Consider the following 18,418-nt stretch of genomic DNA (forward strand, 5'->3'; position numbering starts at 1 on the left):
TTATGGAAAGCGGACACAAATTTGATCGCCAAACCGGATTCATGCATGATGGTTTTACCTATATAGGACGTGGATTGCCTGGTGGTAAGGCTTCTGGATTAGCACTCGCTCAGGAAATTCTCATAAAAAACTTCCCTGAAGGAAGTATAGATGGGATGCAGGTTGATATTCCTCACACAACAGTACTGCTCAGTGGAGTTTTTGAAGAGTTCATGAAGAACAACGATCTCTATGATATTGCGCTGTCTGATGCATCGGATGAGGATATAGCTATAAGCTTTATACATGCGTCATTCGGTGGCGTGTATAGCGGCGACCTCTATTTCTTGATCGAGAATGTTGATAGACCGCTTGCGATCCGCTCCTCGAGTATCTGTGAAGATTCCTTGAATGAACCATTCGCAGGTGTGTATGAAACAAAAATGGTAGCTAATAATCAGACAAGTACGACTGAGAAGTACAACGCCCTGGTGAATGCGATCAAGTATGTGTATGCATCCATGTTTTTTCAACAATCTAAAAAGTATTTCAAAACGATCAACCGTGACATCAAAGAAGAAAAAATGGCTGTAGTCATTCAGGAAGTCGTGGGTGATCAGCATGGAGAGTTCTTCTATCCCTATATTTCAGGTGTTCTCAAATCCTATAATTTTTATCCCTCAGAACAGATCGGACCGGATGCAGGATTTGCAGCTCTTGCGTTTGGTTTGGGTAAGACGATCGTTGATGGCTCGATATGCTGGAGCTACTGCCCCCGTTATCCCCGCACTCCTCAGCCTTTCAATAATATGAGAGACCTGCTTGAGAATACGCAAAAGGAATATTGGGCTGTGAACCTTGGAACCATCAACAGTTATAATCCAGTTGCAGAAACAGAGTATTTAGTCCAAAATTCTATATTTGATATTAAGGATCGGGACGAGTTAAGACATGTCTGTTCAACATACGATCACACGAATGACCGTCTTATCATGGGTGTTCAGAAGTATGGTGCGCCGGTTCTCGATTTTGCTCCAATTCTTCGAGCAGGAACATTACCTTTGAATAACGTAATAGAAAAAGTGATCAAAGCATGTGAGGATGAGACAGACAGCAAGGTTGAGATCGAGTTTGCAGTATCTCTTGGATCGAAAAATACAAAACCTCGTTTTGGTTTCTTGCAACTCCGTCCTATCAATGTCTCTCATGAAATAGTAGATCTACCTGATATTGATAACAATGTAGATGATGTCCTTCTATTATCAAAACGGGCAATGGGAAATGGGATTTATGAAGATGTATGTGACATCGTGTATATTCGACCGGATACCTTTGATGTGAAGTATTCGAGTGAGATCGCAGGTGATATCAACGAATTGAATACGCTATTCACAGCAAACAAACGAACGTACCTTTTAATTGGATTTGGACGATGGGGTACATCTGATCCATGGTGCGGAATTCCCGTGCGATGGCCTCAGATATCCAATGCAAAAGTTATTGTTGAATCAGTCCTGCCCAGTATGCAGGCAGACTTCAGCCAGGGTGCACATTTCTTTCATAATATGACTGCACATAATGTGTTCTATTTTTCTGTAGATGAAGACGAGGCAAAAAATCTTGACTGGAATTGGATTCAGCAGCAGAAGACTATTAACGAAACAAAATTTGTGAAACATGTACGGTTGAAGCATAGTCTCAAAGTGATGGTTGATGGACGTCTAAGTAAGGGTGTTATTCTCAAAAATGAGGTTGGTGCGCAATGAGCATAATCGAAGAAAATACAAACAGACTTATTGAAAGTCTGAAAGAGCGACAGAAAGAACTCAACTGTATTCATGGCCTGGAAGGTATTTTAATCGATTTTGATTCACCCATAAAGTTAATATTTGATAAAATACTCGATAACTTACCAACTGGCTGGCAGTTTCCTGAAAAGTGCTTTGCAGAAATCGAATATGAAGACAAAGTGTACAAAAATTCCCCACATCCGGTAACTGAATATGTCCAAAAAGCTCCCATGCATAAGAATGGTAAACGATTTGGGGAAATACGTATATATTATACTGATGTCCCGCCGGAACAGCATCAGGAACCATTTTTAAAGGAAGAATATTCACTTCTCAATACCATTGCAAGCATCCTTGCATCATATCTTGCTGTACGGTCATATAAAGAAAGTGAACCGTCAGAACGGCATAAGGGTGAATGGAAGATCATCATAAATATGCTGCAAAAGACTGATATTAAGCTCTTTTTACGAATTGCGCGAAAACTTTTGAATTTACTCTATCAGAAAGGAGTAAAGGAAGTACAGTCCATTTATGCTTCTTTCGGTGCCACAACGAGAGACTCGGATATCGATTTGTTTCAGGAGATCAATGTTCCACTTGAGAAAAAGGATTACAGGGAAACCATCAAGCTGAGTGACAAGATCTTTGAGAGTGCTCAGCAACATTTCTCCGATGAAGAATTAATTGATTACATCCGAAAATGGATGCAGGAAGAAAAACTAAACTTCCTGATAAGTTCCCTTGAAAGTAAGGATACAACGTTATCTGAACTCCAGGATGTTCTGTTCCATTACCACAATAATGAGATCGAAAAGGAGAGTATTTCACCTTATTCATATATGAATGTAAAGGTTCTCCTCATTCAGAAATTATTTACAAATCAACTACAATTCATAAATGTTGCAAAGAATTACATCGAGATCGATGATTTCTATAAGGTGCTTCAGCATACGATCTTTCCGCTCAATTCTCATGGGAAGCTTGGTGGCAAAAGTACCGGTCTTTTCTTTGCAAATAATATCATTAAACGGGAACTCGGTCCTGAATTTAATAAACATTTCAAGATCCCACAAACATGGTATCTTACCTCTGATGCGATGCTTAACTTTCTTCATTACAATAACTTAGAGGAGATTGTTGAGCAGAAATACAAGGATATTGAGATCGTCCGTGCTGAGTATGGAAACATCATACAGATGTTCAAGAATTCTCATTTCCCACACGACATATCAAAGGGATTGTCTCAGCTTCTCGATAGTCTTGGAGATAAACCCATTATCGTGCGGAGTTCATCACTTCTGGAGGATAGTTTTGGTTCGGCGTTTTCCGGTAAATATAAGAGTCTTTTCCTTGCGAACCAGGGAACTAAACAGGAGCGATTGAATGCACTGCAGGATGCTATAGCAGAGGTTTATGCATCAATCGTGGGTCCTGATCCGATCGAGTACAGAAAAGAGAGGGGATTGCTGGATTTTAAAGAGGAAATGGCAATTCTTATCCAGGAAGTCGTGGGTAAAAAATGCGGGAAATACTTCTTTCCTGCCTTTGCCGGGGTTGCTTTTTCAAATAATGAGTTCCGCTGGTCATCACGTATCAAAAGAGAAGACGGGCTTGTTCGCATGGTTCCAGGTTTAGGAACCCGCGCCGTTGATAGATTGAGCAATGATTATCCTGTTCTTGCTTCACCTGGTAATCCGAATATCCGTGTTAATCCAACCACGGAAGAAATCCTGAAATACAGCCCCAAAAATATCGATCTGATCAATCTCGAAACCAACTCATTTGAATCCCTTCCTATCGAAGAAGTCATTTTGGAATGCAAGGATAATTTTCCTCTATTCCAACAACTATTTTCTGTGTATGAGGACAATGAACTTGTTGAAAAATCTGGATTTATGATCGATTTTGAAAAGGCTGATCTCATTGCTACTTTTAATGGAATTATTAAAAATTCGAACTTTCTAAAAAGAATGTCATTAATTCTTGAGACATTAAAAGCAAAGCTGGGAACACCAGTGGATATTGAGTTCGCCGTGAAGGGTGAAGATTTTTATTTTCTTCAATGCCGACCGCAAAGTTTCTCGAGCACCGACGAACCGCAGCCCATTCCCCAGGATATTCCAGCAAATGATATTATTTTTACTGCGCATAAATACATCTCAAATGGTTATATTCCTGAAATATCATATATCGTGTATGTCGATCCTGAAAAATACAGCGTCCTGAAGTCCCTCGAAGAATTGCATAAAGTAGGATACTGCGTCGGAAAGTTAAATTTGCTTCTTCCAAAAAGAAAATTCATACTGCTCGGTCCAGGAAGATGGGGAAGCAAAGGTGATATCAAACTTGGTGTCAATGTTACGTATTCTGATATTAACAAGACTGCAGTACTCATAGAAATAGCCAAGGAGAAAGGGAATTATGTACCAGATCTTTCCTTCGGGACGCATTTTTTTCAGGATTTAGTCGAAGCTCGTATCCGTTATATTCCTCTGTATCCTGATGAAAAGGGCAATGTCTTTAATACAAATTTTTTCAGGTTTTCCAAAAACATCTTACCCGATCTGCTTCCAGATTTTGAAGATTTGAAAGATGGCGTGAAAGTGATCGATGTTCCTGCTGAAACAAGCGGAAAGATATTGAAGATCTTTATGAATGCTGATCTTGATGAAGCGATCGGTTATATCGGTTCTCCGGGTAAAACACGAGGAATTGTTCCCAACGTACCTGAAAGCTTAGAAACCGGTATTGAAAATTATTGGTTCTGGCGTATGCAGGTATGTGAATTCCTGGCACAAAATATTGAGGCGAATAAGCTTGGTGTTGAAGCAATATATGTATTCGGAAGTGTGAAAAATGCCAATGCCGGTCCAGCAAGCGATATAGACCTTTTAGTACATTTTCGCGGGAATAAGACACAAAAAAAGGAACTCCTTGCTTGGCTTGACGGTTGGAGCATGTGCCTTGATCATTTCAACTACCTGAAAACAGGATATAAGACTGGCGGATTGCTGGATGTGCATATTATTACTGACGAAGATATTGCAAACAAAACCAGCTTCGCGATAAAAATCGATGCAGTAACAGATACCGCGAGAAAGCTCGATATGAGAAAATGACATCCGCCTTTTTTATTAGTGATTTACACGGATCAAAAAATAAATACGAATTTCTCTTCAAAAGTATCCTGACTCACAGACCTGCAATTGTATTTTTGGGGGGTGACCTGATGGGATTTGCTTCTTCAGCAAGAAGTAGTTCAATCCCAACTGGTGAGGATTTTCTGTATGATTATTTTGCTCGCAATCTGCAGAAAATAAAGGATATTCTGGGGGATGAATATCCACAAGTTTTTGTTATACTGGGTAATGATGACCCCAAAATACACGAAGCAGCTCTCCTCGATATATCGACAACAGGTTTGTTAATCTATGCACATGAAAGAACAATTGCATTTGGAAAATACAAAGTAGTTGGATATTCATACATCCCTCCTACTCCTTTTCTCAATAAAGACTGGGAGAAATATGATGTATCCCGCTTTGTGGATGTTGGTTGCGTTTCTCCGGAAGATGGATATCGGAGTATTCCGGTCTCCATCGATGATCTCCGTTACTATACCATAAAACGTGATTTGCACACTCTTTTTTCAGATGTTGATATGGCTCATGCAGTTTGTCTTTTCCATTCACCTCCACATGATACAAAACTCGATCGGGCTGCACTGGATGGGATAATGATCGAGCATGCACCGGTCGATGTGCACGTTGGAAGTGTTGCGATAAAAGATTTTATACTTGAGAGAATACCCTATCTAACTCTTCATGGGCATATTCACGAATCGACTCAATTAACAGGAGTCTGGAAAGAGCGAATAGGGGAGACACTTTGTTTTCAAGGGGCTTCTAAGTCCAATGTTAATAGAATTATTCATTTCGATCTTGATGATCCGAATCATGCGGAGTTGATAGAAGAGTAGTTAACCTCTATTAATAAAATGCGGGATTCTTTCCCAGTTGGTAGAACATCGTTTGTGCAGTAAAAGCAATCGCAGCAGTCTCTGCTCGCAGAATATGATTTCCTAACGAAACAATTTGAGTGTTATATTTTTTTGCTAAGCTAATTTCACGTTCTTCAAAACCACCCTCCGGTCCCACGATCAAACAGATATCCTTGAAGGTAGTATCAAGTACTGATACCAAGGATGTCTTTTGTTCCTCTTCCCATGCAAGAATGGGAGTATATTGGTTAGTGACACTGTTAAGCAATTTTTCATAAGTTACAGGTTCATGAATGAATGGAAGATGGGTTGAATCACATTGTTTAATAGCTGAGACAGTGATCTTTCTCAACCGTTCGAGTTGATGATCTGAGAGCGAATCTTTTACATTTCTTTTTGCATAAAAAGGATAGAATTCAAACACACCGAGTTCAGTGCATTTTTCAATGATAAGATCATTGTGCTGTTTGAGGAGAGCAAATGCCAGAGCGATGTGTGGATGGGATTTTTCTTTGTAAGTTGTCTGATTTATCTGAAGGATAATTTCCCTATTCTGAATATTCTTAATTTCACAAAAAGCAAGCATTCCTTTACCATTTGTGACCTCGATCGTATCTCCAATGCTCTTTCGCAAGGTAGTTTTTATATGCTTATATTCGTTATCAGAAAGAACAATTTCATGTGAGTTTTCATTGAAATCTGGAGAGTAAAAGATCGGCATAAATGGATTACACGAAGTAGTCTTTTAATTTTTCAAAGAATGATCTGCCCGGTTTCAGATTCCGTGCTTTGTCGAAAGGGGCGATCTTGGTGTAGAGTTCCTTCTCTTCATTTGATAATTTGTTCGGGATCACAACAATGATCTTCACATACAGGTCACCTTTTCTATTGCTGTTCAGGTAGGGAAGACCTTGTCCGCGAAGGCGGAATACTTTTCCGGACTGTGTGCCGGAAGGCACTTTCATTTTTGCATGACCCTTCAGAGTTGGGATTTCCATCGTATTTCCAAGCACAGCATCAGTAACAGTGATTGGGAATGTGCAGATGAGATCTTGACCATCTCGTTCAAAGAGGTCATTTCTCTTTTCTTTGATATACACGAGGATATCACCAGCTGGACCGCCTTGTTTGCCGGCATGTCCCTGTCCGCGAAGTTTGAGATATTGTCCGTCAGATACACCAGCAGGGATCTCAACTTTGATCGTTTTAACCGAAGATACTCTTCCATCACCATTACATTTTGTGCATTTATTCTGGATTATCTGACCGGTACCATTACAAGCAGGGCAGGTCGTGATCGTGGACATCTGACCGAAGAAGGATTGCCGAATCTGCTTAACTCTGCCCGATCCACCACATTGCTGGCAGGTTGTAACTTTTCCATCAGCTGATCCTGTTCCATTGCAGGCATCACAGACCTGCTTGATATTTACCTTAAGCCGCTTTGTTACACCTTTCGCAATCTCTTCCAAACTGAGAGAAAGTGATATCTTGAGATCACCACCACGATTGACAGTGTGTTGGCGCGGTTGTGCACCAAAACCAAATCCTCCACCACCCCCTCCAAAAAAGGTTTCAAAAATATTGCCGATATCGCCAAAAATGTCGGTGAAATCATTTGCATGTGTGAAATTATCCCATGTGAAACCGCCACTGCCGAAAGCACCTTCCAGTCCGGCATGCCCGAATTGGTCATATTTCTTTCGCTTTTCTTCGTCACTCAGCACTTCATACGCTTCAGATGCTTCTTTGAATTTTTCCTCTGCATCTTTGTCATCTTTGTTCTTGTCCGGGTGATATTTCAATGCCAGCTTTCTGTATGCACTTTTGATCTCACTTGGAGAAGCTTCTTTTCCAACACCGAGTATTTCGTAGTAATCTCTTTTAGCCATATCCTGTCTTAACCTTCTTTATTGATAGGCACGGGAACTGCGCCTTGGCAATCCCCGTGCTTTGAGTTTATGTTATCTTATTTATTTTCTTCGTCATCAACAACTTCGAAATCTGCATCGACAGCTTCATTATCAGTTGATTCCTGCTGTGTTTGAGATTCCTGTTGCTGAGTCTGATCTTGACCGCCAGGTTCTTCCTGTTGCTGCTGTTGTTTCTGTTGATTCATGGTTTCCTGGTAGACGATTTCACCAAGTTTTTGAGCTTTCTGTTCGAAGTCAGCTTTTGCTTTCTTAAGCACTTCAACATCCTGCGAATCAAGTTTTTCTTTTGCAGCTTTGATCGCTTCTTCGATCTCCGTCTTTTCGTTGTCTTTCAGCTTATCACCGTATTCTTTTAGTGATTTTTCGGTGCTGAAGATCATGGTATCGAGATGATTTCGAAGTTCGACCAACTCTTTGAATTTCTGGTCTTCCTGGGCGTGTTCCTCAGCTTCTTTGACCATTTTATCGATCTCGTCTTCAGAAAGCGCGCCAGCTTTATCGATCTTGATCTGCTGCTTCTTACCAGTGCCCTTATCAACTGCAGAAACATGAAGAATACCGTTTGCGTCGATGTCGAAAGTAACTTCGATTTGCGGCATTCCGCGTGGTGCTGGTGGGATCCCAACAAGATCAAAACGACCAAGCGTTCTGTTCTGAGCTGCCATCTCACGTTCACCCTGTAATACATTAATTGATACTGCTGTCTGGTTATCTGCTGCAGTTGAGAATATCTGGCTCTTCTTAACTGGAATGGTCGTATTCCTTTCGATAAGTTTTGTCATCACACCGCCAAGGGTTTCGATTCCAAGAGAGAGAGGAGTCACATCCAGAAGAAGGATGTCTTTCAGGTCTTCATCACCGGAAAGGATACCACCCTGTATAGAAGCACCAATAGCAACAACTTCATCAGGATTCACGCTCTTATTCGGCTCTTTCTTAAAGAAATTCTTCACTGCTTCCTGAACTGCGGGAACTCGGGTGGAACCACCTACGAGGATAACCTCATCGATCTCTGATACATCGAGTTTTGAATCTTTCATGGCTGATTTACAAGGTGTGATACTTCTCTCGATAAGGTCGTCTATCATTCTGTTGAATTCAGAACGGGACAGGTTCAAAGAAAGGTGTTTCGGACCGCTGCTGTCTGCAGTTATATACGGCAGATTGATGTTTGTGGATTGAGTTCCACTTAGTTCGATCTTTGCTTTTTCTGAAGCTTCACGAATTCGCTGCATTGCCATAGGATCTTTAGAAATGTCGATACCGTCGCTTTTCTTAAATTCGCTTACAATCCAGTCGATGATCTTCTTATCAAAGTCATCTCCACCGAGGTGAGTGTCTCCATTTGTTGAAAGCACTTCGACAACGCCTTCACCAATTTCCAATATGGAAATATCAAAGGTACCGCCACCAAAGTCATATACTGCGATTTTTTCATCTTTTTTCTTTTCAAGACCGTATGCAAGTGCTGCAGCAGTAGGCTCGTTGATGATACGATCAACTTCCAAACCAGCGATCTTGCCGGCATCTTTGGTTGCCTGTCTTTGAGCATCATTAAAGTATGCCGGGACAGTTATGACTGCTTTATCGACTTTCGTACCGAGATATTCCTCAGCAGTCTCTTTCATTTTTTTTAGGATAAATGCAGAGATTTCCTGAGGGGTGAAATCTTTTTTCTGGTTCGGTATCTCTATGACAACTTCACCTTTGCTGTCACCCTTGATCTTGAAGCTTACTTCAGATTCTTCCTGCTTTACCTCATTTACTTTTCTACCCATGAAACGTTTTACCGAGTAAACCGTATTCTGGGGATTGGTTACTAATTGATGTTTTGCTAACTGACCAACTAGTATTTCACCGTCTTTTGTAAAACCAACCACCGAGGGTGTTGTTCTTCCACCTTCTGAGTTTGGAATTACGGTAGGTTTTCCACCTTCCATAACAGCCACACAACTGTTGGTCGTTCCTAAGTCTATTCCTATTATTTTACTCATGGTTATTCTCCTTGAATTTTTTATTTAAAAATCTAATTTTCTTCATTATTATTTTTCTTCTTTTTTGCATTTATTTTGATCGAATCATCATCGACCTTGTCTTCGAAATATTCCTGATCTTCATCAGAATACTCTTCAGGAGCTTTTGCAACAGCCACTCTGGCAGGTCGCAGCACTTTGTCGTTCAATGTATATCCGCTTTGAATACAATCGAAAATAATATTATCATCGAAGCCTTCTTTTGGAGTACAGATGATCGCCTGGTGATATTGAGGATCAAATTCGACACCCACAGCCTCGATTCGTTTGAGTCCGTATTTTTCAAGAAGGTCTTTCAGTTGATCATGAACCATAATGATGCCTTTCTGAAAATTTTCTGGTACTTTATCGGTATCTGCAGATTTCATGGCCATTTCGAGATGCTCATAGACATTGATGAGTTCAGTGATGAGTTCCTTATTGGCGTTCTTTATCCAATCGATGCGGTCTTTTTCGTTACGGCGGCGGAAGTTTTCAAATTCAGCAGCGCTTCTCAACCATCTATCTTTGTAGGATGTCACTTCTTCTTTCAAAGTCTCGATCTCTTCTTGTAAGATATCGATCGTATCCTGTACCTGTTCTTGTTTCATGTCCTGTTCCATTTCTATATCATTATCTTGTTTCTTTTTGGGCATTTATATCTCCTGATTATTATTTATTTTTACCACTCGGCTTCTTTTCAATACGCCGCAGCAAGCGAAATACACGAAAGGCAAGTATGAATCAATTTTCTTCTCTGGGATGAGATCCCTTTATACAAAATCTTTTTATGATTCATTAACTTTCCTTAAACCGCATGGCATGGCATGACAGTACCACGTGTGGTCATCTCGGTTATCATGCGTGAAGCAAAGCAGATCATTGGAATGTTCTCACGGTAATCCATACGTTTGGTGCCGAGTATTCCAATAAATCCCGGAAGATCCATTACCTGATATTTGCCGAAGATGAGTACGAGGTCTTTGAACTCTTCACCTTTGATCTCATCACCCATAAGGATCGTATAATCCTCCGAACCATACTGCTGGAAGATATCGAGGAAATCTCTTTTTCTTTCGATTATCTTGAGTAGTTGTACGATCTTCTCTTGTGAGTTGAATTCAGGTTGATTTAAAAATCCCACTTCACCTTCGAACCTGATATTGTATTGCTTCACTTGCTGGATGATCTTTTTAATCTCAAAGAGAATATCAAAGAGAAACGCTTTTTTATGGGGATCAAGATTCAGGTCATTCAAGCTGATCTTATCAATTTTATGGATTGGCTTTTCAGCAATTCTTGTATTGACATAACGGGTAAGAGCATTGATCTGAGCATCTGAAAGGGAATACGTGTCCTGCAAGGTGAACGTCTTTTCGATACCACCTTCAAAATTTACGACAATGAGCAGTTTTTTTCCTTCGATCTTAAAGATCTGTATAGATCGAAGAATCCCAAGCGAATAATCCGGTTCAGCTATGATACTGAGTTGACCTGATGTTTTTGCAAGGAATCGATGGAGTGCACCAAGCATCCTATCGAGATTTTGATAATTTTCCGAGAGAAGTTGCTGCATCAGCTTTATCTTTTGTTCCGGGATATTATTATCAAAATCAATGATATCATTAATATAAAATTTATACCCTTTTTCTGTTGGCATCCTACCGGCAGATGTATGAGGTTGCTCGATGAATCCCATTTGAGCCAGCACTGCCATCTCATTTCGGATCGTAGCAGAACTGAGATCGAAATCATAACATTCCGAAAGTATCTTGGAACCAACTGCCTGAGCATTCCTGAGATATTCAAGAATAATGGCCCGAAGCAGTTTTTTCTGCCTTTGACTTAAGGATGATTCATTATTAGATATATTATTTTCCATGATTTATTAACAAATTTTAGCACTTTAATTATTTGAGTGCTAATTTTAGCTAAAATGTAGGTCATATGGGTATTATGTCAAAATATTATTTTCATTTTATTCTCTAGAAAATTGACAGATAAATCGTTCCATTTCGAACATTCATCCTGTATGAAATTGGGCATATCGCTGATACTTATCAGCATCATAATACAAATCTCGCTATTCGCAGAAATTCCTGCAGGATACTACGATTCTGCTTCGGGTTTGTCCGGAACAGATCTTAAAAACGCGCTGCATGATATCATAGATAATAATACAAATACAAACTATGATGCTTCATCAACGGGCGCTCGTGGGCAAATGTACGCATATTTTGATAATCATGGTAATACTGTTACATGTGTTTATACTGGCTATGCTGTGGCTCATACGGAAGGGACATATAGTGCACCGAGTGGTATAAATTGCGAGCATACATTCTGTCAGAGTTGGTTTCAGGGCATTCCAGAACAAGCAATTGCAAAAGCAGACATTCATCATTTATTCCCTGTTGAAGAAGGTGTGAATTCTTCCCGAAGTAATTATCCTATGGATAATGTTAATACGATAACGCATACATATAACTCTGCAGGAGATTATTATAGTTATTTAGGTACAAACACCTTGGGTGATACGGTTTTCGAGCCTGACGATGAACATAAGGGTGATGCAGCACGAGCATTGCTGTATTTTTCCGTACGATACGAAATGGACCTCACACAAGGAGGGGTGGACATGTTGAGTACTCTTATTTCATGGAATAATGCTGATGGGGTTAGTACTCTTGAACAGAACAGGAACGATGATATCTATGACTACCAGGGAAATAGAAATCCTTTTATCGATCATCCAACATATGTAGAATCAATTTGGGGAAACACTCCAACGGATATTACTCCTCCTATAATAACGAATATTTTTGTGCAATCATCAACGATACTATATGTTCACTTCTCGGAATCCGTGGATGAAACGACATCGGAAACAACGACCAATTACTCGATTGATAACGGAATCGGTAATCCGTCAGGAGCTACAAGAGGTGTTGCAAGCAATAACTCGATTGTAGAACTGACTGTTCCAGCTCTTTCAAGAGGTGTTACCTATAACCTAACTGTGAACAATGTAAAGGATCTCAATGATAATACAATTGAGGATGGGTATCATAGGAAGTACCAGGTTTTAGAACAAGGTGATATTGTATTACTTGGTATGAATACCTCTGATCCGGATGATTTTACTTTCCTCACAACGGTTGATATCCTAAATGGAACTCAAATTACATTTTCAGATAATGGCTGGAAAAGTACCGGATCATTTTATGAATACGAAGGTTGGATGAAATATATATTTCCTGAAGATTTACCAGCACTTACAATTATTAATTATTCAGAGAATGAATCTTCTGGTGATTTCATAGATAAAACAGGAAATTTCGAATTTTCGACTTCAGGAGATCAACTTTTAATATTTCAGGGTGATTCTGACACCCCGCTTTTTGTATATGGTCTAAACATTGAAGGTAACGCTGTTTGGCAAGCGGATGCATCATCCTCGAATACTTCCGCATTACCAGCAGGTTTAACTAACGGCACAACTGCTTGCGCGGTTCAGGAATATGATAATGTGAAGTATAATGGAGCAACAGATTTTAGTTCAAGAGCAGCATGTCTCTCAACAGTGAGTAATGCATCGAACTGGATTGGAAATAACACAACAGGTTACGATCTTACCAGCTTTGGAGATTTTACCCTTCCGGTCGAACTCAGTTCCTTTACTGCTCAGTATCTGGACAATAAACCAACTCTTTACTGGTCCACCCAATCGGAAACCGATAATGCCGGATGGCTGGTTTATAGGAATAATGAAAATAATTTTACATCTGCACAGTGTATATCCGAGCTGATCTCGGGATACGGCACCACAACACAAACTCAAGCATACATTTATAATGATGAAACAGACATCTCAATGGGAGAAACATACTACTATTGGCTGGAAAGCATCGATTATGGTGGGACGATCCATCATTATGACCGAATTGCTCAGCTTTTCATTCCACAAGATCCTGACCCCAATAATTCTATTCCAATCCCCAACATTTATACAACGAATGCTTATCCAAACCCATTCTCTGATGTAACCCAGATCTCTTTCAATTCAAAAGAAACAGGATATGTTGTGCTCGAGATATTTAATGTAAAAGGTGAGTTGGTCAAACGTTTTGATAATAGATTCTTGAGTACTGATGAAAAGGTTATGTATATTTGGGATGGGAAAGATGGAAAAGGAAAACCTGTGAAGAATGGGATGTATTTTTACTCATTGATCCTCAATGATAAAGACATCTCAGATGGAAAGATCATTTTTTTACAATAAAAACTTTACATAAATTTTTGTATTTTTTATAAGTACTTAACATTCTTATTGTAGAATGAATAAAATATGGATAAAAAAATACTCGTAAGAATTATTGCAGGTAGTAAGTCTGATATGCAGTACGTAGAGCAGACGCAGCAGGTACTCGAAGATTTTGGTGTGCCCTACGATATGCATATCTCTTCCGCACACAGAAATCCAGAAAGAACTGAAAAACTTGCCAAAGATTCAGAAAAGGTTGGAATACAGGTAATAATTGCGCTTGCTGGTATGGCTGCTGCTCTTCCTGGCATTATTGCTGCAATGACAACGATTCCCGTAATTGGTGTTCCCCTTCCCGGCTCCGCATTGAATGGTATTGATTCGCTCTACTCGATAGTTCAGATGCCCACTGGTATTCCTGTTGCCGGTGTTGGTATTGGTAATTCCGGTGCAAAAAATGCTGCCTACCTTGCAGTCTCAATTTTAAGTTTGCATAATGATGAATATAAGGAAAAATTAAAAAAATATCGAACTGGTTGGAACGATTAAGTAAATTGTTCAGCTGGGAAGGAGAAAGATGAAGAAAGTTGGATTGATAGTTGTTGTATTATTTTTTAGCGTTAACTTAGTATATGGAGATGTTTTTATTACAGAGTTAGCGGATCCAAACAATGATGCTACTGCTCGTTACATAGAATTGTACAATTCGGGTGTGTCATCAGTGGATTTTTCCGAGGGAAGCAGCTGGAGAATTGATAAATATACCAATGCTTCTGCTTCTGTAAGTCAAACTTTAAATTTAACTGGTACAATACCAGCTGGAGGCTTCTATATTATTGCAACAGGAACAAATGATGGCCACTTCCTTTCAGTTTATGGTGTCAGTGCTAATCAATTTGATGGGGCATATGATAATGTTGCAGGTAGTAATGGTGATGACAATTTGGAATTGTATAACGGCAGTGGAACTCTAGTTGATCAATTTGGTGTTCCCGGCGAAGACGGCACAGGTACAACTCATGAATTTGAGGATGGACGTGCTGAGAGAAAAGGAACAGTTACAACTGGAAATACAACTTGGGATGTTAATGAATGGAATATTGATAATGATAGTGGGGGGGGAGATGGTCCACAAGATGCACCTGATGACTTTGATCCAGCTCAATGGATTGGAGCTGCAACCCCAACAATTACTCTTAGTACTACATCTTTAAACAACTTTACGTATGTTTTTGGAAATGGTCCTTCTTCAGAGCAATCATTCACAGCTGAGGGATCAGACCTATCAGCAGATATTTCTATTACTTCCCCAACAAATTATCAAATTTCTACGGGAACTGGTGGTTCCTTTGTTGCTACAAATCCAATAACTTTAACTCAATCTGGTGGAACAGTTAACTCAACGACTATTTATGTCAGATTAAAAGCTGGATTAAGTGTAAATAGCTATAATAATGAAAATATTTCTGCGACCTCTTCAGGTGCTACAAGTAAAACAGTTAGTTGTAGTGGAGCTGTAACAGGAACTACACCTGTTGAACCATCAATAGGTGATCTGATAATTTCTGAAATAGTTGGTGATGACGCAGATGGTAATGCAAGTAATGATAACGGTTTTATGGAAATCTATAATAATACATCCAGTACAATAAGTCTTAATAATATACAAGCAAGATATTACAATTCGAATCCTGGCCCTGTTTCAGGTACATACGATTTATCGGGTTATATTGAAGCAGGTGGTTATATGGTTTTAACACAAAATAATACTGGATTTAATTCTGAATACAGCTTTGATGCTGATTTTGCCGCAGGAGGTTCATTTTATTTTAATGGTGGTGATGATGGTGTAGATATATATTTAACAACCTCAAAAGCTGAAGTACTTGATGAGTTTAATGATAATGGTGACGATGGTACTCCCTTTATATGGGATGATTCTAAGGATTATGAAAGAACTTCAACATCAGCTGGAAATACATTAGATTCATGGACTGCAGTATCTAGTACGGGTACACCTGGTGCAGAAAATGGTCACACTCTACCAGTCACCCTTTCAACTTTCACTGCCCAATACATTAATAGCAAACCAACCCTTTACTGGTCAACAAAGTCTGAGTATGATAATATTGGCTGGTTTATTTACAGAAATATAACCGAAGACTTCACTTCTGCTGATAAGATCACCGGTATGATCGAAGGACATGGTACAACCACACAACAGCAGGATTATATCTATACAGATATTGGTGAACTTCAAACTGAGCAAACATATTATTATTGGCTTGAAAGTGTGGATTACGGCGGCACAGTTCATCATTATAACATGGTTGCCCATGTTACTATTCCTGACCCCAATGATCCCGGACAGCAAGTTGTTCCACCTACAGCATATAATGTCTCAGCAGATCCAAGCCCCTTCTCACAAAGTACCAGAATATCTTTTGCACTCACACAATCAGGTATGGTCGATTTATCTATTTACAATGTAAAAGGTGAACTGGTCAAAACCTATAGTACAACAGCGGTGACTGCAGATGAGATTGTTGAATTCGAATGGAATGGAAAAGATGATGCAGGTAAGATACTTTCAAATGGAGTGTATCTATATGCTGTTAAGGTAAATGGTAAAGATTACGCAACTAAGCGTATGATATTAATGAGATAAACAATATTATCACATATATTATGTAAGGGCTGGTTACGACCAGCCCTTTTTTTATCACGCTGTCTTGTCGAGTCGTATCCGTCAGCCGGCGGAGAAGACTGAAAGGTAATAATAGCGGATGATATCCTCACCCTAACCCTCTCCTTCAAAGGAGAGGGAATAAAAGGGAGAGGTTGTTTTATTGAACCACGACTTAAAAGTCGCGGCAAAGCAAAATGAAGACAGCACTATCTGGTGAATGAGAATTTCTATGTATTTCCCTTAAACGGTTTGTCTTTCCTGAAGTCTGGAACAAAATCGATCTTATCTACCTCATCCTGACCTTCTCCTATCAAGGAGAAGGAATATCCTCACATAAAACAAACATTGTCACCCTGAGCCTGCTTGTCAAGGCGAAACGAATTGAAGACTGGTCGAAGCTCTCGCAGATAGGATAAATTATCAATCATGGAGATCCTTCTACCGATTAATCGGGACCAGGATAACAAAGAGGGTGTTTTAAGGATTGAGTTTTTATGCGGAATTAAGATTGAATAGCCACGAGCTTCAGCTCGTGGTGTAAGAAAGAAAAGAATTAGGGTTTTAATCCAAATATAAGGACTAAAGTCCTATTTATTTTTGATCCATTTGTTTCCACGACTTAAAAGTCGCGGCAAAGCAAATAGTAAACTTATCCAAAATTGCTCCTATCAAAATAATGAACAATAAACAATGTTAGAATATTACTGATAATCTCTGTGTTCTCAGTGTGCTCTGTGGTTATATGGTTTTTTAAAAGTTATCTATTTCCCTTAAACGGTTTTTCTTTCCTAAAGTCTGGAACAAAATCTGTTTTGTCTCCCTCTACAACAAAATCGTGGGGATACTGCACCAGCATATTAGTAAATCCAAGACTGAACGTATGTTCATAAACTTCCCCAAACTCCTGTAAGGTGATCCTTCTTAAAAGGTATCTCAGATCAGAATCATCATTTCTCTGCAAACGAGCGGGAGGATAATACTGCGACATCAAACTTATGGGAATTTCTTTTCCAAATTCTAGAAAGAGAGTGGTGAGTACATCCTTGGAATTCTGAACTTGATCAGGTAGTATCAGATGTCGGACAAGTACTCCTTTTGTCGCAATACGTTTTTTCTCAGTAAAAGAATTAAGGAAACCCTTTTGGTTAACCATTTCGATCAAAGACTTAATTGCTTTATCTGGATAATCATCTGCATGGGATAGCTGCTTTGCCAGTTCTCTGTTTGCATACTTGTAATCAGGCATGAAAATGTCTGCGTAGTCTTCCAGCGCTTTCACCGATTCAAGCTTCTGATATCCTGACATGTTGTAAAGTATGGGAAGATTGATCTCTTTTTTTCTCAATAACTGAACGATTTCAATCGTGTGGGGTAAAAAGTGATCAGGAGTAACAAAATTTACATTGTGGATATTATATGATCCCACCAGTTTAAGGATTTCTTCAACAACCTGATCAGACGTATAGTAATCACCAAGTCCATCAAATGAGATCTGATAATTCTGGCAGTAGCAGCACTTCAGGGAACATCCGGTAAAAAAAACTGTTCCTGATCCATTTGTTCCTGAGATAGGGGGTTCCTCACCAAAATGGGCTCCGATACTTGAGATACGAAGCTGATCTGATTCGCCACAATACCCAAGTTGTCCATTCGTTCGGTCAATGTTGCATTCCCGAGGACATAGAGAACAATTTTTATATGTATGCATACTCATTAAATCGTTTATTGAGATTTCGTCATCCTTCGA

The 18,418-nt window shown here is 39.4% G+C and carries 12 protein-coding genes; 6 read left to right on the forward strand and 6 right to left on the reverse strand.

Annotated features, from left to right (window positions below; genetic code table 11):
* Positions 1 to 2: 2 nt before the first annotated feature.
* From JW794_07970 to JW794_07980, 3 genes are read left to right on the forward strand one after another with little or no spacing between them, the layout of a single operon-like run.
* Complete coding sequence (locus JW794_07970; protein ID MBN2018046.1) at positions 3 to 1,745, forward strand: hypothetical protein; 1,743 nt, start codon at positions 3 to 5, stop codon at positions 1,743 to 1,745.
* Positions 1,742 to 4,891: a nucleotidyltransferase domain-containing protein gene (locus JW794_07975; protein MBN2018047.1), complete on the forward strand. Its 3,150-nt coding sequence runs from the start codon at positions 1,742 to 1,744 to the stop codon at positions 4,889 to 4,891. Before JW794_07970 ends, JW794_07975 begins: the two co-directional genes overlap by 4 nt.
* Positions 4,888 to 5,751, forward strand: coding sequence for a hypothetical protein (locus tag JW794_07980; protein MBN2018048.1), 864 nt, complete (start codon positions 4,888 to 4,890; stop codon positions 5,749 to 5,751). Before JW794_07975 ends, JW794_07980 begins: the two co-directional genes overlap by 4 nt.
* 10 nt (positions 5,752 to 5,761) lie before the next feature.
* On the opposite strand, the gene JW794_07985 is transcribed toward JW794_07980, so the two are convergent.
* The 5 genes from JW794_07985 to hrcA all read right to left on the reverse strand — a co-directional run bounded on the left by JW794_07985 (position 5,762) and on the right by hrcA (position 11,600).
* Positions 5,762 to 6,493: a 16S rRNA (uracil(1498)-N(3))-methyltransferase gene (locus JW794_07985; GenBank protein ID MBN2018049.1), complete on the reverse strand. Its 732-nt coding sequence runs from the start codon at positions 6,491 to 6,493 to the stop codon at positions 5,762 to 5,764.
* A 7-nt stretch (positions 6,494 to 6,500) separates the two neighbouring features.
* Positions 6,501 to 7,664, reverse strand: coding sequence for a molecular chaperone DnaJ (gene dnaJ, locus JW794_07990; protein ID MBN2018050.1), 1,164 nt, complete (start codon positions 7,662 to 7,664; stop codon positions 6,501 to 6,503).
* A 77-nt stretch (positions 7,665 to 7,741) separates the two neighbouring features.
* A complete protein-coding gene (gene dnaK / locus JW794_07995) occupies positions 7,742 to 9,700 on the reverse strand; it encodes a molecular chaperone DnaK (protein ID MBN2018051.1) in 1,959 nt (652 codons plus the stop codon).
* A 32-nt stretch (positions 9,701 to 9,732) separates the two neighbouring features.
* Positions 9,733 to 10,374 carry a nucleotide exchange factor GrpE gene (grpE, locus tag JW794_08000; protein MBN2018052.1) on the reverse strand — a complete coding sequence of 214 codons (642 nt, stop codon included), beginning with the start codon at positions 10,372 to 10,374 and terminating at the stop codon, positions 9,733 to 9,735.
* Between the two features lie 152 nt (positions 10,375 to 10,526).
* The gene (gene hrcA / locus JW794_08005; GenBank protein ID MBN2018053.1) at positions 10,527 to 11,600 is read right to left on the reverse strand and encodes a heat-inducible transcription repressor HrcA; all 1,074 of its coding nucleotides are present in this window, start codon (positions 11,598 to 11,600) and stop codon (positions 10,527 to 10,529) included.
* Positions 11,601 to 11,750: 150 nt separating this feature from the next.
* Between hrcA and JW794_08010 the strand changes: the two genes are divergently transcribed.
* The 3 genes from JW794_08010 to JW794_08020 all read left to right on the forward strand — a co-directional run bounded on the left by JW794_08010 (position 11,751) and on the right by JW794_08020 (position 16,650).
* Positions 11,751 to 14,000 (forward strand): endonuclease, encoded by a 2,250-nt coding sequence (locus tag JW794_08010; protein ID MBN2018054.1) that lies wholly within the window; start codon positions 11,751 to 11,753, stop codon positions 13,998 to 14,000.
* Between the two features lie 66 nt (positions 14,001 to 14,066).
* Positions 14,067 to 14,531 carry a 5-(carboxyamino)imidazole ribonucleotide mutase gene (purE, locus tag JW794_08015; protein ID MBN2018055.1) on the forward strand — a complete coding sequence of 155 codons (465 nt, stop codon included), beginning with the start codon at positions 14,067 to 14,069 and terminating at the stop codon, positions 14,529 to 14,531.
* Positions 14,532 to 14,559: 28 nt separating this feature from the next.
* Positions 14,560 to 16,650 (forward strand): lamin tail domain-containing protein, encoded by a 2,091-nt coding sequence (locus JW794_08020; protein ID MBN2018056.1) that lies wholly within the window; start codon positions 14,560 to 14,562, stop codon positions 16,648 to 16,650.
* 778 nt (positions 16,651 to 17,428) lie between these two features.
* Here JW794_08020 and JW794_08025 read toward each other — a convergent pair.
* Entirely contained in the window at positions 17,429 to 18,385 is a 957-nt protein-coding gene (locus JW794_08025) for a radical SAM protein (GenBank protein ID MBN2018057.1), read from the reverse strand.
* Between the last annotated feature and the right edge of the window lie 33 nt (positions 18,386 to 18,418).

Source organism: Candidatus Cloacimonadota bacterium (assembly GCA_016932035.1).
Classification (GTDB): Bacteria; Cloacimonadota; Cloacimonadia; order JGIOTU-2; family JGIOTU-2; genus Celaenobacter.